The 19,520-nt window shown below is 54.1% G+C and carries 17 protein-coding genes; 9 read left to right on the top strand and 8 right to left on the bottom strand.

From position 1 onward, the window contains the following. Positions 1-4 precede the first annotated feature (4 nt). The 4 genes from JQC72_RS01200 to JQC72_RS01185 are packed head-to-tail and all read right to left on the bottom strand — an operon-like array spanning position 5 to position 4,766. Positions 5-1,354, bottom strand: a complete 1,350-nt coding sequence (locus JQC72_RS01200; RefSeq protein ID WP_205492301.1) for a YycH family regulatory protein — start codon at positions 1,352-1,354, stop codon at positions 5-7. Beyond that, positions 1,351-3,168, bottom strand: a complete 1,818-nt coding sequence (locus tag JQC72_RS01195) for an ATP-binding protein (RefSeq protein WP_205492300.1) — start codon at positions 3,166-3,168, stop codon at positions 1,351-1,353. Before JQC72_RS01195 ends, JQC72_RS01200 begins: the two co-directional genes overlap by 4 nt. 4 nt (positions 3,169-3,172) lie before the next feature. Further along, a complete protein-coding gene (gene yycF, locus JQC72_RS01190; protein ID WP_205492299.1) occupies positions 3,173-3,886 on the bottom strand; it encodes a response regulator YycF in 714 nt (237 codons plus the stop codon). Between the two features lie 31 nt (positions 3,887-3,917). After that, positions 3,918-4,766, bottom strand: coding sequence for a peptidase MA family metallohydrolase (locus JQC72_RS01185; RefSeq protein WP_205492298.1), 849 nt, complete (start codon positions 4,764-4,766; stop codon positions 3,918-3,920). A 181-nt stretch (positions 4,767-4,947) separates the two neighbouring features. On the opposite strand from JQC72_RS01185, the gene JQC72_RS01180 reads away from it, so the two are divergent. Beyond that, positions 4,948-5,712, top strand: coding sequence for a YheC/YheD family protein (locus tag JQC72_RS01180; RefSeq protein WP_205492297.1), 765 nt, complete (start codon positions 4,948-4,950; stop codon positions 5,710-5,712). A 277-nt stretch (positions 5,713-5,989) separates the two neighbouring features. After that, positions 5,990-6,691 (top strand): hypothetical protein, encoded by a 702-nt coding sequence (locus tag JQC72_RS01175; RefSeq protein ID WP_205492296.1) that lies wholly within the window; start codon positions 5,990-5,992, stop codon positions 6,689-6,691. An 89-nt stretch (positions 6,692-6,780) separates the two neighbouring features. Here the strand turns inward: JQC72_RS01175 and JQC72_RS01170 are convergent, their stop codons facing one another. The 3 genes from JQC72_RS01170 to JQC72_RS01160 all read right to left on the bottom strand — a co-directional run bounded on the left by JQC72_RS01170 (position 6,781) and on the right by JQC72_RS01160 (position 9,749). Continuing rightward, positions 6,781-7,218, bottom strand: coding sequence for a hypothetical protein (locus JQC72_RS01170; RefSeq protein WP_205492295.1), 438 nt, complete (start codon positions 7,216-7,218; stop codon positions 6,781-6,783). Between the two features lie 93 nt (positions 7,219-7,311). Further along, positions 7,312-8,229: an N-acetylmuramic acid 6-phosphate etherase gene (gene murQ, locus JQC72_RS01165; protein WP_205492294.1), complete on the bottom strand. Its 918-nt coding sequence runs from the start codon at positions 8,227-8,229 to the stop codon at positions 7,312-7,314. A gap of 128 nt (positions 8,230-8,357) precedes the next feature. Then, positions 8,358-9,749, bottom strand: a complete 1,392-nt coding sequence (locus tag JQC72_RS01160) for a PTS transporter subunit EIIC (protein ID WP_205492293.1) — start codon at positions 9,747-9,749, stop codon at positions 8,358-8,360. 306 nt (positions 9,750-10,055) lie between these two features. On the opposite strand from JQC72_RS01160, the gene JQC72_RS01155 reads away from it, so the two are divergent. The 3 genes from JQC72_RS01155 to JQC72_RS01145 all read left to right on the top strand — a co-directional run bounded on the left by JQC72_RS01155 (position 10,056) and on the right by JQC72_RS01145 (position 12,862). Next, complete coding sequence (locus JQC72_RS01155) at positions 10,056-11,885, top strand: sensor histidine kinase (protein WP_205492292.1); 1,830 nt, start codon at positions 10,056-10,058, stop codon at positions 11,883-11,885. A 27-nt stretch (positions 11,886-11,912) separates the two neighbouring features. Continuing rightward, entirely contained in the window at positions 11,913-12,413 is a 501-nt protein-coding gene (locus tag JQC72_RS01150) for a YwhD family protein (protein ID WP_205492291.1), read from the top strand. A gap of 218 nt (positions 12,414-12,631) precedes the next feature. Further along, positions 12,632-12,862, top strand: a complete 231-nt coding sequence (locus tag JQC72_RS01145; protein WP_205492290.1) for a hypothetical protein — start codon at positions 12,632-12,634, stop codon at positions 12,860-12,862. Positions 12,863-13,255: 393 nt separating this feature from the next. Here JQC72_RS01145 and JQC72_RS01140 read toward each other — a convergent pair whose 3' ends face one another. Beyond that, complete coding sequence (locus tag JQC72_RS01140) at positions 13,256-15,229, bottom strand: transglycosylase domain-containing protein (protein WP_205492289.1); 1,974 nt, start codon at positions 15,227-15,229, stop codon at positions 13,256-13,258. A gap of 321 nt (positions 15,230-15,550) precedes the next feature. Between JQC72_RS01140 and speE the strand changes: the two genes are divergently transcribed. The 4 genes from speE to argS all read left to right on the top strand — a co-directional run bounded on the left by speE (position 15,551) and on the right by argS (position 19,503). Beyond that, complete coding sequence (speE, locus tag JQC72_RS01135) at positions 15,551-16,396, top strand: polyamine aminopropyltransferase (RefSeq protein ID WP_205492288.1); 846 nt, start codon at positions 15,551-15,553, stop codon at positions 16,394-16,396. Between the two features lie 12 nt (positions 16,397-16,408). Next, the gene (gene speB, locus JQC72_RS01130) at positions 16,409-17,281 is read left to right on the top strand and encodes an agmatinase (protein ID WP_205492287.1); all 873 of its coding nucleotides are present in this window, start codon (positions 16,409-16,411) and stop codon (positions 17,279-17,281) included. A gap of 129 nt (positions 17,282-17,410) precedes the next feature. Beyond that, positions 17,411-17,839 carry a YwiB family protein gene (locus JQC72_RS01125; RefSeq protein WP_205492286.1) on the top strand — a complete coding sequence of 143 codons (429 nt, stop codon included), beginning with the start codon at positions 17,411-17,413 and terminating at the stop codon, positions 17,837-17,839. Next, on the top strand, positions 17,836-19,503 hold the full coding sequence (gene argS / locus JQC72_RS01120) for an arginine--tRNA ligase (RefSeq protein WP_205492285.1): 1,668 nt from the start codon (positions 17,836-17,838) through the stop codon (positions 19,501-19,503). The genes JQC72_RS01125 and argS overlap by 4 nt, the downstream gene beginning before the upstream one ends. Positions 19,504-19,520: the final 17 nt, after the last annotated feature.

The following is a 19,520-nucleotide window of genomic DNA, read 5'->3' as shown; positions in this document are numbered from 1 at the left end:
CGCGTCACCCCGTTGACAAGATGAGAGGATCGCCGTTGGCTGGCATGACGATCCACACCGGTTTCAGTTTGACGTGCCCGTCGCCCATCTTTGTCGTTTGGTAACCCAAAAAGAGGTCGCGGACGTTGGTTGGCGGGATGTGCTCCCGATTCAGCATGGCGAGCACGCCGTCCTTGTTGGGGAGGCGGACCGCATTCACTTCCTTCGGATCGGAAGACAGGTACAACAACGAACGCTGATACATCGACACTTCTTCTTCGGTGCTTTCCAACTCGATTCCAAACGGGTCGAGTTCCGGGTTTTTGGACTGGATTGCAGTCGGCCAGTAAACCGGCAAACCGTCGACGATCAGCCGGAAGTGATAATGATTGGTATTGTCATTGTTTTGTGTGAGGCGATCCAGCAAGTAATTTCCGGTCCATCCGCTGTGTTTTTTCACAAAACGGTTGATTCGATCCAGTTCCAGTGACGGAGATACAGGTTCGGTTGCCTTGGCGGAAGAGGTGTAGATCATCTCCTGTTTCTCTTTGTTATACTGCAAGATGCGCCCGGTGTCCGTGTAGACGTCCGAACCGTTTTGGGTCGTAAATCGGCGGACGAGTGTCGGATCGTTGAACAGCCAACTCTTCATGGCATCGATCTGAATCTTTTTCAACCCATACACGCTTTCCGTCGCCTGTACCGAGTCTTTCGGCAGATAAAAGGCATGCGGAAACTTGGAAGCCGGAGTGGCGGTGTCCAACGGAAACTTGCCGGTTGTATAAACCGGGTCGACGGGTTCCGTCTGCTGGTGAGCAATTTCGCCCAATATATTGTGAAAGCGTGCAATGGTGGTGTGTGCCTGCATCACTTTTTGTTCACTGTCAGAAATGATCCAAGTGATAACCTGATTGTTTTGGATGAACACCCAGATCCGGCTGACCCATTTCAGCCGGGACAAATCGATGTCATCCAGATAAAAGGCGCTGATCACTTCCGACGGCACATCGCGGAAATAGCGCAGTTCCACTCCCGTTCCCTGCTGATACAGTTGGTTCCACTGTTCGGCGGTGGGAGTGATGAGGTGCAGGTTTTCCAGTTTGCCGGCGTGCAGGCTTTCGATCAGATTGTCATAGCCGTTTCGCTCCGGCAGAATCCACGCCTTGGCACCGCTGTGGTGCCAGATGATCTGGTGGGGAGCGACCAGTTCATACATCTGTTTTTTGTTGTATTTCTCGCTTCCAATCTGCGGGCGGGTGACATACAGCTGTTTGTTGCCCTCATAAGAGGGGGAGCTGTACCACAACAACCCTGTCTGTACAAAACTGAGCAGGATGAGGAAAGTCAACAATGCCGTTTTGACATGCTCTTTCATCGCACCACCTCGGGTTCGCAGGGCGGGAGAGAAAAGTAAACGGTGGTTCCGCGCTGGTATTCGCTGTCAATTCCGATTTGCCCGCCGTGTGCCTGCACGATTTCCTTGGCGATGGACAAACCTAAACCGGTCCCGCCCATACTGCGCGAGCGGGCTTTGTCCACTCGGTAGAAACGCTCGAAAATCCGGGCAAGATCCTTTTTGGGGATGCCGATTCCGGTATCCGAAACCGACACTTCCGCCGAACCGTCTGAGCGCCGTCGTGCCCGTACCGTGATGGTTCCGCCTTCCGGCGTGTACTTCACGGCGTTGGACAGCAGGTTGTCCATCACTTGATCCATTTGGTCTCGGTCCACGTAAACCCGCGGCAACGGTTCGATTACATGGAAGTTGAGGCTGATCTCTTTTTGTTGGCATGGGATGGAGAAACGCTCGACCACCTTTTCCAGCATGCGGCGCAAATCGGTCGGTTTTTTGTTGAACCGGGTCTGTTTCGCATCCAGTCGGGACAGATGCAATAAGTCTTGGATCAGACGTGCCATTCGATCCGCTTCCTGCAGGGTGACGGAGAGAAACCGCTTGGCCAGTTCCGGTTCGTTCATCGCCCCGTCGTCCAGTGCCTCCAGATAGCTCTTGATGGTGGTGAGCGGTGTGCGCAATTCATGCGACACATTGGCGACGAATTCCTTGCGCCTGCGATCCAGTTTCTCCTCTTCGGTCACATCCTGCAAAACGGCGATCAACCCGACCATTTTTTGCCCGGAACGTTGAATGGGTGTCAGCGTGATCTTGATGATTTGCATTTCTTCCGTATCGTCAGGGTTCATCTCCAGATAAGTGACCCGTTCCTCTTCCAACGGCAATGCGATCGGGTCGGACAGCGGCAATACATCGTTGATCGGCTGTCCCAGCGGAATCGGTTTGCCGAGCATTTCCTCGGCGAGTTGGTTGGAGACGATCGTTTTACCTTCACGGTCAAAAGCCAACACACCGTCACTCATGTTGGCCAGTACGGATTCCAGTTTCTTTTTTTCTTCCTCGTTTTGCGACAGTGCATCGCGCAGATGTTGAGCCAGATGGTTAAAGGCGGTGGCCAGCTGTCCGATCTCATCGTTGCTTTTGACTTCCACCTGGCGGTTGAAATCCCCCTCGGCCATGGCGGTGGCTTGTTGGGTGATCGCCTTTACCGGACTGGTAATGGTTCGGGCAATGATAATCCACAACAAGGAGGTAACAGCCATTGTGGCGAGCGGAATTTTGATCAGCTTGATGCTGATTTTGTTGATCGTGTCGTACATTTCCTCCATGGAGACTTCCAGGTAAACGGCTCCCACAATCTGTCCGTTCCGCTGGATGGGGACGGCGACCACCTTCATTCGGTTTCCCGAGTCGGGATCGATGCGGACCCCTTCATACCGCACCCCGCTTTCCAGCGCTTGTGTCGCTTTGAGGTTCTTTTGACCGATCACACTGTGGTTGTCCCCCGTCGTGCTGATCACGATGCCGTCTTTGTCCACCACCTGGACGGTGGCCTGCCACTTTTTGTAGGTGAATAACTGTTGGACGAGCTGATTGAGTTCGTTGGCCTCCGTTGGGCTGTCCACTCCCTTGCTGAGTAACTCGGACAAATCGGATGGCGTGGTCAGTACGCTGATCTGGTTTTCCAGTGTCTTGTTAAAGTCGGTGAAATAATATGTTTCCAGCGATCGAAACAGGTAGACACCGGTCAATTGCATCGCGATGAGGATCAGCGAGAGATAGATGACAACCAGTTTCCATTGGATGCTTTGAAACATGCGGAACCAGTGTTTCATAGCCTCACCGCTCCACGGAGGGATCCCGCATCGTGTATCCGATGCCCCGACGCGTGATGATGTATTTCGGCTGGCTGGGATCATCCTCCACCTTTTCCCTCAGTCGACGGATGGTGACGTCCACGGTGCGCACGTCGCCAAAATAGTCGTACCCCCACACTGATTGCAGGAGGTGTTCGCGGGTGAGCACCTGATTGACATGTTTGGCCATATACAAAAGCAGCTCAAATTCCCGGTGTGTCAGGTCGATCGGTTTGGCATGCTTGGTCACCGAGTAACTGACGGGATCGATCGTCAATTCCCCGATCCGCAGACGGGAATCTTCCTCATCCGGGTTCTGGTTGGCCTTGTTTTGCTGAAACCTGCGCAAATTGGCCTTGATCCGGGCCAACAGTTCCCGGTTGCTGAACGGTTTGGTCACGTAGTCGTCCGCGCCGATTTCCAACCCCAACACTTTGTCCACTTCAGAATCCTTGGCAGTCAGCATAATGATCGGAAACTGATATTTTTGCCGCACCTGACGGCACACTTCGATCCCGTCTGTTCCGGGCAGCATCAAATCCAGCAACATCAGGTCCGGAGGGGAGGCGAACACCCGCTTCAGTGCGCTGTCCCCGTCGTACACGCATTCAACTTCATATCCTTCTTTGCTCAGATTAAACTGCAGAATGTCGGCGATGGGACGTTCATCTTCCACGACTAAGATCTTCGCACACAAACGCAAACCCTCCCGATCGTCCTTATCCGCTTCATGATTGTTTCAACCACTGATCAAATGATTGCTCAACAGGCCGGCCGAAACATTGCCGCCATGCATCATCAAAAGGGATGCCCTCGGCCAGCATGCGGTGAAAACGGTCGATCTGCTCATGTCCTGCCGTTTGTACCATGTATCGGAAAAACAAAAAGCTTTCCCGGTAAGCCAATGCCTGATTGGGCAGACGGTCAAACGAACGATCCAGATCACGGTAAGAATACGGCCGATGGAAACGCAAATCGTTGTCTTTCGTCCTCCATTCGTAACCGAGTGTCCGGTATTCCACCCATTGGGCGAACGCTTCGGTGTACCATCTGGGGAAATTTCCCTTCGTTAACCGATCCAGGTACAAATGAGCGAACTCATGGTGCAACGGACCCTGGGAGTGGAAAATCCGCCTCCACTGCCACGGGTCTTCCTTGAGAGAAACCGTTTGGTTCATCCAGCAATCGGGATTGAGCAGATAGATGGAACCCGCGTAGTAGACGCCGGATGCGGAGGTCCCCGGTTCCCATCCGAACCGTTTGCGTAACGATGATCTGTCCGGAAACAAATAGATGTGAACCGGCCGTTTGATTTGCCATCCCCAGTTGGTTTGAAATTCACGTGCCGTCTTTTCCGCTTCGTCGGCAATAATGGTCGCCTGATCTGCCAACCGGGGCGGATAGGTCAATATAACAGACGGTTTGCGGATGGTGGCCCACTGGTGAAAACGAAGGTCATCCAACAATTGGTTCCCCTCATACATGACGGGTTGCGCCCATGAGATACCCTGTCTGCTGAAAAATAAGAAAACCGCCACCCATAGAAGGAAACGAATCCATCGTGCGGTTGTTTTCATTTTCGCACATTCCTTTCCTTGAAACAATGGGGGATACGGCAGAGTAACACCCGTTTGATTTCTACCATTTTAACACATTTTTGTTGATAGAAGGTTGGTGGGGAGATGGAAAATTTGGGCGAATTGACGATGTGCCTGGCAAATAGGGGTGAATATATTGGGTGGCAGAGGAGGGCTTGAGATGAGACGAAAAAGACTGATTCGCCATTATCAACAAATTGCGAGCAAACTCCTAAAAACGCGCGTGTTGGAGAAGACGGAATCACTTCGCCCGTTTTTGCCGGAAACACGGTGGTATTCGTCGGATACATTGAAGCTGATGTTAAAACGGTACCCGATCGTCTACATCAAGCCGGACAAGGGTGGGGGCGGCGGCGGAATCCTGCGTGTGCGGAAACTGGAGGATGACAAGTATGAAGTCCGCTTTCGCACACGTGCCAAAATCACTACCTGGAGTCAATTGGATGGATGGTTGCGCTCCTGTTTCATCACCGGAAAACGGTATTTGATCCAACAGGGAATCAATTTGGCGACGATAAATGGTCGGCCGTTCGACTTCCGTCTGCTGTTGCAGCGACCCAACAAGGATTGGAAACTCACCGGGATTGTCGCCAAAGCCGCCGCTCCCGGTCGCATTGTCACCAACCACTGCAAAGGCGGGAAGCCTGTTGTTGCGGCCGAGGCGCTGTTGGTGGCGGCCGATGGTGACCCGAATACCGTAGAGCGGTGGGTGAAAATGTTGGTTTGGCTTGGACTGGGGACGGCTGACGCTCTGCATGCCAAATTTACCGGATTGCGGGAGCTGGGAATCGATGTGGGGTTGGATAAAAACGGCCGGTTTTGGATCTTTGAGGTGAATACGCGACCGCAATTCCAGATGTTCAAAAAAATTGGCAATCGGAGCATGTACCGCAAAATCATGCAGTTTCACCGCAAGATTGTGTGAAGGAAATCGGTGGCGACCAAAAGAATACTCTATACCGCAAAATAGGGGCGATCATGCCTTTTTTTCTTTGCGCGGGAATATTTTATCCCTAAACCAAAAATAAAAGAATGGTCTTTTTTTTCTCTTTTCCCCTTTTTTCGACAAATCCTTCTGTTGCCATATATCAATACGACTGATAAACTCAATGGTAATAGAAGGTTTAATCAGGATGAAAAAAGCGACCGTCGGAAAAACAGTCAGCATGCGTTTATAATTTTCAAGCGGAGGTGCCGGAACCATGGCGATTACGGTAGGAGTTTATATCGGTAAGAAGGATCGGCTCATTCGATATTGGTATGAAATTCTCCCGCGCGGCCAGTTCCCGATCTTGGTGAAGTATTGCATTCAAACTTTCTTGCGTGGTACGTACTTCCCACTGGCGACGGTGTGTGATCGTGAAATGTTGAAGGAGCAAATTTTGGGACGCAAGGATTTGCCGCCGACACAGCGCAATGTCACGTTTACAGAGGAAGACGGGCCGGTCTACGAATGGGTGGATCAGTTGATGAGCGGTTATCGCAGCGAAGAAATTAAGAACATTTTGAAACAAACCATCCTACATACCTTGGTTGAATCAGACGCGTTTCATCCGGCAGCCCATCCTTCTGTACCGTCGACCATGCAGGGAAATCACAGGGAACAAGGGATATATCCAACGGTACGCGGCCATGGCGATATGATTTCAAAAGCGAAAGCGGTATCTACCACTCCCGGACACGTTTCTCCGTATCCGCGTACGTATCCTGCTGTTTCCTCGACGACCGGCGGATATATCCAATCCCTGAAAAAAGATCGGCCGGAAATAGAAGATCCCTACGATTCCTGGGATGAAATTTATCATACGCTGTCCTCGCGCAATCGAAGAGATAGCGAGAAAACCCAGTTGGATCGGGATCGAGCCGAGCAGGAATTTCATCGTTTGGCAAATCGATTGGGCTAGTCATGTGACGACCATCCTTACCCAGCTCCATCGGGATCTGGGTTTTTTGCTTGAAAAATGCGGAAGCAAAGTAAGGCCGCTTTGAGCCTTCAAGCAGGACGCGGTCCGCAGACCAGCCGCTGATTGGTCAGTCTATTTCGAATGGTGCGATGAATGTGGTTGTATATAGCGTGGATGCCCGGCCGGTCAAGTGCGGCCACCTGTTTTTTCATGCCGGGGCGATACCGGGAAAGAGCCAAGCGGAAATCCGGTAACAGATCGATTTGCCGCCCTCTGTTGACATGATGCCCGGTGCCCCGGCCGGTACAGGTTCGCAATGATCCGGATTTGTCCCGGCCGGAACGAGACGGTGCCCCTCCGGACAGTCTCCGTACCACACGGGGATGCCCTTTTTTCCGACCATACAGTGACAGCAGCGGGCTTAAGTTTTGGCTCGCGTACGGCCAGTCGTCGGCAGCCCTGCGATATGCTCCGCAGTGTCGGGGGCAACGGAACAGCATATCCGCATCGTGCGTACGGGTGGTCATGATGACGCTGCGACTTTCTAGCCGTTTTCCCGTCGCTATATTGAAAAACATTGTCTAGAAAGTAATTGCCGGATATACCCTGAACGACAATGATCATCGGGATGTTTGATTCGCCAGCTGCAAAGCCTTTCGTACGCGTCCTTCCGCTTGGCGCAACAGTTGCCGCGCGCGCTCCGGTGTTTGGCCAGTCATCAGCGAGATGATCGCCGTCTTCACTTCCTTGTCACATCGGAGCCATGCATCCTCCGCTTCCTCGGGTGTAACTCCCGTTATATGCCGGATGATCCGACGTGCCCGATCCTCCAGCTTTTGATTGGAAGGCTGAAGGTCCACCATCAGGTTTTGATACACTTTCCCCATTCGCACCATCGTCGCCGTGCTCAACATGTTGAGAATCATTTTTTGTGCCGTGCCGGATTTCAGACGAGTGGAACCGACCAATACTTCCGGACCCACATTGACCTCGATCGGAATGTCCGACAGCTTCCCCAACACGGATCCCGGGTTGCAAGTGACAGCCACCGTACGCGCGCCCACCTGCTTGGCGTACTTCACCGCACCGATCACATACGGAGTCCTGCCGCTTGTGGCCAATCCGACAAGCAAATCCCGCGAGCAAAACCCGCGCTCTTGCAAATCCGTCACCGCCTTCATGGGGTCATCTTCAGCGCCCTCCACCGCATGGCGCAAAGCGCTGTCCCCACCCGCGATGATCCCTTGAAACCACGAAGGGTCCGCACTGAAGGTGGGCGGGCATTCGGATGCGTCCAACACACCCAGCCGGCCGCTGGTGCCCGCACCGATGTAAAAAATGTGTCCTCCTTGTTTCAATGTTTCCACCATCGCTTCCACCGCTTGCGCCACGTGCGGGAGAACCTCCTCCACAGCGAGCGGAACGCGTCGGTCTTCTTCATTCATCACACGTACGATTTCGAGGGCAGACATTTGATCCAAATCCCGAGTGCGTTCGTTGATCTGTTCGGTAATCAGACGGGACAAATCCGATTCCATCATGATTCCTCCCTGTGTGAGAACCCCTTTTCGACGTTCAGCACAGCGATCGTCACGGCGCAAAGAGGGAAACCATTTCCCCGCGAGCAGTCTTTGAGCTTGTGAAACAGGGGCATCGCTGACAGCCGTCAGGTCGTCAATGTCGTTTGGCCTGATGCGGTGGCGGCAGACTGATAATGTTGGTCCATCTCTTCTTTGTAACCGAAGAAATAGGTGATGGCAAACCCCGCTGCGTAGGAGATGATGATCCCGATCAGATAAGTGCCGATTTGACCGTGCTGGATCAACAAGGCTAAAGGCAACCCCGACACTCCGATCGCGACAGAGGCCACGTTCATCACTGCTTGAAACGCCCCGCCGACGGCCGCACCGAGGCAAGCGGTTACAAACGGGCGTCCCAATGGCAGGGTGACCCCAAAAATGAGCGGTTCCCCGATCCCGAGGATCCCCACGGGCAATCCGCCTTTGATGACGTTTTTCAGCGTACGATTTTTGGTTTTCAGATAGATCGCGAAAGCGGCACCCACTTGTCCCGCTCCGGCCATGGCCAGGATCGGCAACAGAGGGTCCAGCCCCGTTTTGGCCAGCAATTCCATATGAATCGGTGTCAACCCTTGATGCAATCCGGTCATCACCAGCGGCAGAAACGTACCAGCCAACACGGCTCCGGCCACGATCCCGCCGTGATGGAGCAAGGAGGTTAATCCCGTTGTGATGCCATCGGAGATCCAGCCTCCCAGCGGTTGCAGGAACCAATACGTGGCTACCCCCGTTATCAGCAGGGCCAGTGTCGGCGTGACGATGATATCGACAGAGGATGGTATCCAACGCCGGATACGCTGTTCCAACACGCTGATGAACCAGGCGGCGAGCAAAGCGCCGATCAACCCGCCGCGACCGGGAACGAGAGGCTCGCCGAACAAGGGGGTGATCTTCTCGATATCCTGCAGAATGATGAGACCGCCCGCGACACCGCCCAAGGCCGGGGTGCCCCCAAATTCACGTGCGGTGTTGATCCCGACGAAGACGGCCAGATACGCGAATATCACTTTGCTGACTGCGTTCAGCATCGTAACCAGCGCACTTTTCTCGTCCAAGTGAAGACTGTGGATCATCACATTGTTCAGTCCCATGATCATCCCGCCGGCGACGATGGCCGGGATCAAAGGGACGAAGATGTTGGCCAGTCGGCGGAGAAAAAGTTTGAATGGCGTACGGTTCCGATCTTGGATGGCAGCTCGGATATCGCGCACCTCCCCCGACGGGATGCCGGTCATTTCGGACAGATGTGCAGCCACTTTGGTCACGGTTCCGGGTCCCAGAATGATCTGCAGTTGGTCAGTCGATGTGACGACCCCCAGCACGCCCTCCAGTGAGCGAATCTCCTCCAGACGTACCGATTCCGATTTTTTTGGCGTGACACGCAAACGGGTCATACAATGGCTGAGCGACGAAACATTGTCGGTACCGCCCAAGTGATCCAAAATGGCCTGGGCCAACGTCCGTTCTCTGGATACCATTTCGTCGATCCCCTTTCGTTGTTTTGCTACATTGTACGGGCCGAGCTACAAAAACATGCACTCAGAAAAATACACCCTCTTTCATTAGATTCATTCAATTATCAATATTTCCTTCATGATCGAAGGCGATATTCGTTCTGACAAAAAGAAGTGTCGATTGTTGATAACTTTTGTCGAATGAGAGAAATCGGGAAGGAAATAAAGGAAATGAAGTGAAACATAAATGTCTAAAAAGAGAAGCTTCTATCTGATCCTGTCAATCTGAATGAAAAAGGACCGGACATGCACCAACCTCGAGGTGGTAGTATGGAATTGCTGCACGTGGCGGCGCAAAGACTGTTCTTTTGGATCGGGGAGCCGACTGCGGAGCCTTTTCAACCGTTTGTTTATGTTACGGGGATTTTGTTGGTCGCAATCGTTCTGATCTCCTTGTTGCTCATCAAGCAGCAGTGGATCGAGCGAATCCCGACCCCTGCTTATATCATGGCGGTGACTGCCTGTTTGGTGGCGCTGGATGCGTTGACGGAAGATTGGAACAACATCTGGTTGTATGTGTTGTGCCAGGGGATTGTTTCCGTACGACTGTCCGGCGAGAAGACGGGATGGACGACCTTATCGTTTCTCCTTTCTTATTTGATCGTCTCAGGTTTGAACGGATGGCGGGCGCAACCGTGGTGGTTGTTGATCTGTCAGGCTCTGACATTCGGTGTGATCGGATGGATGAGTTCGGTGCTGCAAAAAGCCCGTTGGGAAGCCTCGCAGGTCAAACACGAGAACCGGCGATTGCTGGTCAAAGTGGAGGAAGCGAACCGACGTCTGCATGAATACATAGTGGAGCTGGAAGAGACGTCGCGTCGTGATTATTTGACCGGTTTGTACAACTTCAGCGGGTTTCAGGAACAGGTGACCCGCAGTTTGGCCCGGTGTGGAGCGGGGCAGTCTTATCATGTCATCTGTTTGGATTTGGTGGATTTTCAACAGGTGAACATGAAACAGGGCATCGATGCAGGCGATCAGATGCTGGTCATGTTGGCTCGCCAACTGAAGCGAAACCTCCCTCCCTACGCACAGGTGGCCCGCTACGACGGGGATCAGTTCGCGGTTGGGTTGATGGGGGATGAACGAGTGTTGCGTCAAAGCCTGGAGACGATCGAAGAGGTGATCAGTGGATTGCAGGCGGAGCGCACATTGCTCAACTTTTGTCTGGGAACGGCCTCATATCCGCAGGAAGCAACCAATGCCTCGGAGTTGATCCGGATCGCCGAGTATCGTCTTTCCATTGAGCAGCGGCGACTGCGGCATCAGGCGGAGGAGCGCCACCGGCATCTGGAGAAACTGTCTGCACTGGGTCAACTGGCTGCGGGACTGGCGCACGAGATTCGCAACCCGCTGACATCCATCCGTGGGTTTATCCAAATTTCCGCCAGGGAATCCGAGCAGGTAAAAAAATGGGAATCCATCATATTGCCGGAGATTGACCGGATCAATGATTTGCTGAAACAATTTCTCCATTTGAGCGAGTCGCGACCCGCCCGGTTCACGGTGTTCAATCTGGACCAACTGATGGAGGATGTACTCCGCCTGCTTCAACCCAAAACGATGTTGATGGGGCATCAGTTGATTGTGCAACCCCCCGTTACCCCGGTTGTGATCGAGGCGGATGCAGAGCAGTTGAAACAGGTGTTGATCAATCTGATCCAAAACGGGTTGGAGTCTTTGTGTGAAGGTGGAACGGTCACGGTACGGTGGAAGGAAATGCGGGATCGCATCCTCATCCGGGTGGAGGATAACGGCAGTGGCATCAAGCCGGAACACATGTCGCGCATTTTCGATCCGTTCTTTACCACCAAAAAGGACGGTACCGGTATGGGACTGTCCATTTGTCACCGCATCATTTCCGATCACGGCGGGCAAATCCACGTCACCAGCCAGCCGGGCAGAGGGACCACCTTTAACATCCACCTGCCCATTTGTCAAGTTTCCAGAGAGAAACAGAGGACGTCCACCGACAACCAGGACCATTCCGGCACATCCCAACAGGGGACAAGAAGCGACAAAGCTGAACATTTGGAGGAATCCCCGCTTTCCCTCCCGCAGAGACAGCTTGCTTTGCATCCCTCCAAACTCCTGCGATAAAATAAGATCGACAGGGGGCGAAGTGGGATGAAAAAGAATCAGTCCGGGTTCAATATCATTCGAAACGATGCCACCACACACGGCGGATATGTGACGGGTACGCTCAATTTGAGCAATCTCTCTTCCGTGCTGATTGACGGGGATCAAGCCAAAATCGATTTGGGGCTGATCCATGCCAAAAGCGCAGTGGAGCGGGGGATCAAATGGACGACGGATCTCCAACAGGTGCCCAACGGTAAACAGTATTGGGTTGTTTGGGTGGCGGTGGATCGAAATGAAGAGGGCCCGTATTATGCCGGTGTGACCGCGTGCTCCATGGTAATCGACCGGGAAGCGCGGATCGGGTGGAAGATTCTCCCCGAGCACGTCAACCGGATGGATGATGCTCTGAAGCGGCGGATCAAGCTGGACGGGCTGAATGATGTGGAGAAAAAAGCGCTGCGCGATTTGTTGATCAGCCATAATGAAGAGATGTGGAAAAACTCCGGCGACGAACTGAAACAGGCGTTGGCCACCTCAGAAAATTGAACGCTGTGTGAACATTGGGCGGGGCTTATTGCCGCGCCTTTTACACAAGGATACACTAATAAATAAGGTAACGGAACCAAAGTTGCTAGGACGCCGAAACAGCGGGGTAAGCCCCGCTGTTTCGGTTTTTGTTAAGCGTTTTCATCCGTCCCCGTCCTTCCCCTGATATTCCCCACCGCCAATGCGCATCATAGGGGAAAAGGAGGAGGACGAACCCCATGATCCACACCCATGACAACGATCATTTTGCACGTCACGGAGGCGTTCACTTCGCTGTACACGCTTCACCCGAAGATATCAACCGTTTTGTCCGGCAATTGCCGGCCGGGAAACGAGACAGCCTGTTTGAGGTACTCCAGGAACTGAATCGTGCCGGTTTGATCTCGTTGTACAACGACGGCGTGTGGACCGACGGTGAAGGCCGGATCGGCGGAAGCGACGAGTGCTGAGTAAAGGGACGAAGAAGGTAGTGCTTCAATGCCGGTCTGCATCTCCGACAATATCTGGAGTTGCTGGAGGGGAAATTTGGATCCTCTCCGCTCAAAAAGGTTGGACAACAGGTGCGCTTGCTTTCCGGACGGCCCCATCTGTGTCTGCAAAGAAGCAGAGCAAAACGCGAAAACCGGAGGCGCAGGGCGCGGGAGGCCAGGGGCAATGCTGCATTCCCGTGTTTTTCCTCGCTCGATCGGGCTCAGGTCTCGCTCACTTGGAAAATGTTGCATCCTGATCATTGACCAACCCGTCCCGGACGGTACGGAGTCTCAGTCGGGAACCCGGCGCCCGCAGATGGGGCAATATTTGAACCCCCCGCCATGGCATGCAAGCGGGGGGTTTGTGTTCCTTCATTGAAACCACTGCAAAATCCGATCCCAAATGGACGGGGATTCCTGTTCTTTCGTCGGTGTTGAATGGACGGGGCAAGGTTCTTTGGGCTCCGTCCCGGCCAGAAAATACTCCAACACGCGATGCGGACAGGTATCCGTCGCCAACGCGTCCGTATCCGGATCGATGTAGACTCCTTTGACATCTTCCGGGGGGCGGAACAGGACGATCGGCCGGTTTTTCAGCGCCTCATGCATATAGGTGCCCCAGATGTATTGGGACAGTCGTGCATCACGGTGAGGCAGCGGACGTTGCCGGTCATATCCCACCCATACCGTGGTGGACAGCTCGGGGGTGTAACCGGACAGCCATCCGTCCCAATCGGTGCTGCCGGTTTTACCGGCTATCGGACGCGACAACATTTGTTTTACGCGATGGGCGGTGCCGCCGGAATCGAACACGCTCTCCAACAAATGCGTCAGCACAAAGGTCGGTGCGGCCGGAACCGTTTGAGACGGCCGGGGTTGATGCTGATAGATCACCTGACCGTTGGCATCCACAATCTTCAGGATGCCGGTCGGCGGGTTGCGCACACCCCCGTTGGCCAATGTGGCATAAACCTGCCCCATCTCAAACGGGGAGACGGCGTAGGAGCCCAACGCAAGGGAAGGAACGGGTCTGAGCGGACTGCGTACACCCAAGCGTCGGGCGGTTTGCACCAATTGATCCAGACCGATGCGGAAATGGGTGGTGACCGCATAGATGTTGTCTGAACGGGCAATCGCTTCTCGCAACGTGATCGGCCGGTTGGCATAGGAACCGCCGAAATTTTGCGGTGCATACGTTTTGCCCTGGTAGGTGAAGGTGGTCGGACGGCTCTCGATTCGTGTCAGCGGCGTGTATCCGTTTTGAAGTGCCGCCAGATACAGGATTGGCTTGAAAGACGAGCCGGGTTGCCGTTTGGCGAACACACGGTTGTATTGGGATTCACGGTAGCTTTTTCCCCCGACCATCGCCCGGATATACCCCGTTTTTGGCTCGATGGAGATCAATGCCGCCTGAAGCCCTTTTTTGTTGCCCACATATTGTCTGACCGCTTGCTCTGCCGCTTTTTGCATCTTCAGGTTGATTGTCGTGGTGATGGTCAGTCCGCCGTGAAGTACCTGCTCTTCGTCCAGTCCCAACTGCGTGATCGCCGTTTTGACGATGTAATCGCGGAAATACGGTGCCGACGCGGCATTTTCAGTAGGAGGTTTGCCAGCCAGGACGATCGTCTCCCGTTTGGCTTCTTCTGCCTCCGCTCGCTGAACAAATCCTCTTTTGGCCATGGTGTCGAGAATCGCCCGTTGTCGCCGTTTGGCGCGTTCGGGATGTTCAAACGGGGAGTAAAAGGCGGGACCGCGGGGAATCCCCGCCAACATGGCGCATTCTGCCAATGTCAACTGCTCCACCGGTTTGCCGAAATAGATTTTCGCCGCCCGCTGGATGCCGTAAGCTCCGTGGCCGTAATAAATTTTGTTGAGATACATCTCCAGAATCTCATCTTTGGAATAGTGCAGTTCCAGTTGGGCGGTCAAAGCGGCTTCCTTCAGTTTCCGCGACCATGTCCGGTCCTGGGTCAGATACAGATTGCGGGCCAGCTGTTGTGTAATCGTGCTGGCCCCTTGTGCCAGCCGGCGTTCCCTCAAATTGACCCAGGCGGCACGGGCGATCCCTTTGAGCGAGAAACCCCAATGCCGGTAAAACGTTTGATCCTCTGCCGCCAGTGTGGCCGCCACCATTGAGCGCGGGATACGGGACAACTGTATGGGATCCCGGTGTTCCCCGTTATCCAGCTGATCGATCACGCGGCCGTTTTCGTCGACAATTTTGGTTGTCATCGGAATTTCCGGCGGCGGGAGCGGTTTGGATTTGAGGTATAGTATGGTGAACAGCAAAAGTGCCGATCCTGTTATGAGAAGCAGGCCGAACCAGCGAAAGACGCGTAACAGCATTCCCATCCACCGCCACGGTTTTGGTCACGGGACACGGATGGTTCCCGTGCACCTTCTCTTTTTCTTTGAAAAAGGCAGAAGAATTTTCCGTATCAGTATGGGAATCAACCAGAAAGAATATACCTGAAGGTTGGGTTGTGATCGGTGATTCGTCTCTCCTGCAGGAGGATACGGTTTGGTAAGAAAACCCTGACAGGATCGGTGAGAAGCAGTCAGGAAATCGTTGTGCGCTTGCCTCACTTCGATTATTCTTATGATGGACCTTTGTGAGACAGAACGGCATATCATCAGCCAGTACGATTCAGATGGAAGGGGACGACCATGGATAAATTTGAAACCGAACTCTGGTATACCGAAAAACAAACGCCCAATCACGGGATTACCACCCGGATCAACCGGACGTTGCATCACGAAAAAACCGAGTATCAGTCGATCGACGTCATGGAAACGCGTCAGTTCGGCAACATGCTGGTGCTTGACGGCATGGTGATGACGACGGACAAAGATGAGTTTGTCTATCATGAGATGATTACCCATGTCGCCATGAACACCCATCCGGAACCCAAACACGTATTGGTGGTGGGTGGTGGTGACGGCGGTGCGATCCGCGAAATCCTGAAGCACCCGACAGTAGAGACAGCCACGTTGGTGGAGATCGACGGGCGCGTGATCGAGGTATCCAAGCAATTCTTCCCGGAAATCGCGGGATGTCTGGACGATCCGCGTGTGCAGGTTCGCGTGGAGGATGGCATCAAGCACATCCAGGCGCATCATAACGCGTATGACGTCATTTTGGTGGATTCCACCGAACCGATCGGTCCGGCGGTGGGGTTGTTCCAAAAACCGTTTTATCAAGGGATTTACGATGCATTGCGCGAAGACGGCATCATGGTGGCGCAGACGGAATCCCCGTGGTTCAACCGTGATTTGATCCGCCAAGTATTCCGCGACATCTCGGACATTTTCCCGATCACGCGGCTGTATACGGCCAGCATTCCCACTTACCCGAGCGGATTGTGGAGCTTCACCATCGGTTCGAAAAAGTTCGATCCGGTGGAGGTGGATGAAAGCAAACTGCCGCGCCTCGACACCCGTTATTACCGTCCGGAGATGCACAAAGCCCTGTTCCAACTGCCGCAATTTGTCCAAGAATTGATCGAAAAGTGAGTGTGATTCGGTATGCGGTTTGACGAAGCCTACTCGGGCAATGTCTTCATCGGTGCGACACAGGATTGGGACGCTGCACAGGCGGTCATCTATGGTATGCCGATGGATTGGACGGTCAGCTTCCGTCCGGGTTCCCGCTTCGGCCCGGCGCGGGTGCGCGAAGTGTCATTGGTGCTGGAGGAGTACAGCCCGTATCTTCGTCGCGAAATGACGGAAGTGAAATATTACGATGCGGGGGACATTCCGTTGCCATTCGGCAATCCGGAGAAAAGTGTCGCGAAGATCGGCGCGTTTGTGGATAAGGTGCTCTCTCACGGCAAAATCCCGTTCGGGCTGGGAGGGGAACATCTCGTCACCTGGCCGGTGGTGCGGGAGGTATACCGGCATTATCCCGATCTGGCCGTGATCCACTTGGATGCCCATGCGGATTTGCGGACCGATTATGAGGGGGAAGCATTGTCGCATGCCACGCCCCTGCGCAAAATCGCCGAGTTGATCGGGCCGCAAAATGTGTATCAGTTCGGGATTCGATCCGGAACCAAGGAAGAGTTTGAGTATGCGGAGCGATCCGGCATTCACTTTCATCCGTTTGACGTGGTGGAACCGCTCCGAAGCGAACTGCCCGGATTGAAAGGACGGCCGGTGTACGTCACCGTGGACATCGACGTATTGGACCCTGCCTTTGCGCCGGGAACGGGCACGCCGGAGCCGGGCGGGATCACCTCGCGCGAATTGTTGGAAGCCATCCGCTTGATCGCCCGATCGGATGTGCGTGTCGTCGGGGCGGACATTGTCGAGGTGGCGCCCGTCTACGATCCGACGGAGCAGACACCGGTGGCGGCAGCCAAAGTGTTGCGCGAAATGTTGATCGGGTTTGTCAAATAAGCCATGTTTGTCGATCATCCAAGCTTCCTTCCAAACGGAGGAAGCTTTGTTCCATATATGCATTGGACCCGTTTGGCATTTCCCATTTCTAGTGGTAAGATACAAACAATCGGGAAAGGGGCGTAAGCCGTGATCCCTGTTCATTTGCGCATTCGATCCACCATTTTGTCAAAAGGCGAATGGAATGACGAGATTGAGCAAAACGAAGTGGGAGAATTTGAGGATCGAGACGGGCAATGGGTGTTGCGATACTGGGAAAACCGGGGGACCAAGGATGAAGTGCACACTGTGGTAAAAGCGACAGAAAACGAAGTCACCATCATTCGCGAAGGAGCCATCGCTTTTCGTCAAACCTATCGCCCCGGACACGAAACGGGCAGCCTTATCCACACTCCGGCGGGAGAAGGCGAAATGCGGGTGAGGACACTGGATTATCGGCGCGACAGAAGAGACAACGGTGGGGTGATTCTCTTCTCTTTCTGGTTGCATATGGGAGAGGAAGAGATGGGACAATATCAACTCCAGATTGAGTGGACGGAGGGTACGGAGCAACCATGAATGTTTTTCAACGCATGAAAGATACGCTGAAAGAGGAGATTCGTCAAGCAGTGATCGGTGCGGGCCTCGCACAGGCCGAACAGATTCCTGAAGTGATGTTGGAAGTGCCGCGCGACCGGTCACACGGGGATCTGGCAACCAACATCGCGATGCAATTGGCGCGGGTGGCCAAGAAAAACCCGCGCGAGATCGCTGCACAAATCGTCGACCACATCAATCGGGAAAAAGCGCATGTTCGTGACATCCAGGTGGCCGGCCCCGGCTTTATCAACTTTTTCATCAACCGCTCCTATTTGGCACAGGTGCTCGTCGAAATTGACCAAGCCAAGGAAGCTTACGGCCGGACCGACGCGGGGCAGGGACAACGCGTCAACGTGGAGTTTGTCAGCGCCAACCCGACGGGGAGCCTGCACCTGGGACATGCGCGGGGGGCTGCAGTCGGCGATTCCCTGTGCAATATCCTGGATGCTGCCGGGTATGAGGTGACACGGGAATACTACATCAACGACGCCGGCAACCAGATTCGCATGTTGGCATTGTCTTTGGAAGCCCGTTACTTGCAGGCCTTGGGGCAGGAAGCGGAGATTCCCGAAGACGGATACAGGGGACAAGACATTATCGAGATCGCCAAGGAATTGGTGGAGCGGGACGGGGAACGGTACGCCGCGATGGAGCGCGAAGAACGGCTGGCGTTTTTCCGAGAATACGGATTGAAACGGCTGTTGGACCGCATCCGGGAGGATTTGGAGCGTTTCCGCGTCCGGATGGATGTATGGTTCAGTGAAACCTCCCTGTACGAATCCGGAGCAGTGGAGGAAACACTGGCCGAACTGAAGGAAAAAGGGTACACCTATGAAAAAGACGGTGCCCTGTGGCTGAAATCGACCGCATTCGGCGACGACAAGGACCGGGTGCTGATCAAACAGGACGGCTCCTATACCTACCTGACACCGGACATCGCCTATCACCGCAACAAATACGCACGGGCCGACAAAGTGATCAACATCTGGGGGGCCGACCACCACGGCTACATCCCGCGAATGAAAGCGGCGATGGCGGCGCTTGGCCTTGATCCGGAAAAGTTGACCGTCGTGGTTACTCAGATGGTGAAGCTGTACCAGGGCGGCGAGTTGGTCAAAATGTCCAAGCGTACCGGGAAAGCCGTCACCTTGGCAGAACTGATGGATGAAGTCGGCGTGGACGCGGCGCGGTACTTCTTCGGCATGCGCAGTCCCGACACGCATATGGATTTCGACATGGACCTGGCCGTTTCCCGGTCGACGGACAACCCGGTCTACTACGTGCAATACGCGCACGCCCGGATCAACAGTGTGTTCCGCCAAGCCAAGGAACGGGGAATCCCGTTGGAACTGGATCTTGAATCACTGAAACGGTTGCAGGATGACCGGGAATTCGACCTGCTGCAAAAGCTGGCCGACTTCCCGTCGGAAATCGCGATGGCGGCCGAACAACTGGCACCCAACCGCGTGGTGCGCTACCTGTACGAATTGGCCACCCAGTTCCACAGCTACTATAACGCCGAGCGTGTCATCGGCGACGATGCGGAGCTGACGCGGGCACGGCTGGCGCTGTTTGCGGGCGTGGCCCAAGTGATCCGCAACGGTTTGGCTTTGGTGGGTGTGGAAGCACCGGAAAAAATGTAAATATGGATTACAGCGCG

The organism is Polycladomyces zharkentensis (assembly GCF_016938855.1).
Taxonomy (GTDB): Bacteria; Bacillota; Bacilli; order Thermoactinomycetales; family JIR-001; genus Polycladomyces; species Polycladomyces zharkentensis.
The sequence above is the reverse complement of the archived record's forward strand: the minus strand, read 5'-3'. Positions and strand labels throughout refer to the sequence as shown.

Coding starts and splice junctions, on each gene's coding strand:
- speB (WP_205492287.1), top strand. CDS start 16,409: ATGCGGTTTGACGAAGCCTACTCGGGCAATGTCTTCATCGGTGCGACA.
- JQC72_RS01150 (WP_205492291.1), top strand. CDS start 11,913: ATGAAAAAGAATCAGTCCGGGTTCAATATCATTCGAAACGATGCCACC.
- JQC72_RS01175 (WP_205492296.1), top strand. CDS start 5,990: ATGGCGATTACGGTAGGAGTTTATATCGGTAAGAAGGATCGGCTCATT.
- JQC72_RS01180 (WP_205492297.1), top strand. CDS start 4,948: ATGAGACGAAAAAGACTGATTCGCCATTATCAACAAATTGCGAGCAAA.
- murQ (WP_205492294.1), bottom strand. CDS start 8,229: ATGGAATCGGATTTGTCCCGTCTGATTACCGAACAGATCAACGAACGC.
- JQC72_RS01200 (WP_205492301.1), bottom strand. CDS start 1,354: ATGAAAGAGCATGTCAAAACGGCATTGTTGACTTTCCTCATCCTGCTC.
- JQC72_RS01155 (WP_205492292.1), top strand. CDS start 10,056: ATGGAATTGCTGCACGTGGCGGCGCAAAGACTGTTCTTTTGGATCGGG.
- JQC72_RS01160 (WP_205492293.1), bottom strand. CDS start 9,749: ATGGTATCCAGAGAACGGACGTTGGCCCAGGCCATTTTGGATCACTTG.
- argS (WP_205492285.1), top strand. CDS start 17,836: ATGAATGTTTTTCAACGCATGAAAGATACGCTGAAAGAGGAGATTCGT.
- JQC72_RS01195 (WP_205492300.1), bottom strand. CDS start 3,168: ATGAAACACTGGTTCCGCATGTTTCAAAGCATCCAATGGAAACTGGTT.
- speE (WP_205492288.1), top strand. CDS start 15,551: ATGGATAAATTTGAAACCGAACTCTGGTATACCGAAAAACAAACGCCC.
- JQC72_RS01140 (WP_205492289.1), bottom strand. CDS start 15,229: ATGCTGTTACGCGTCTTTCGCTGGTTCGGCCTGCTTCTCATAACAGGA.
- JQC72_RS01170 (WP_205492295.1), bottom strand. CDS start 7,218: ATGACCACCCGTACGCACGATGCGGATATGCTGTTCCGTTGCCCCCGA.
- JQC72_RS01145 (WP_205492290.1), top strand. CDS start 12,632: ATGATCCACACCCATGACAACGATCATTTTGCACGTCACGGAGGCGTT.
- JQC72_RS01185 (WP_205492298.1), bottom strand. CDS start 4,766: ATGAAAACAACCGCACGATGGATTCGTTTCCTTCTATGGGTGGCGGTT.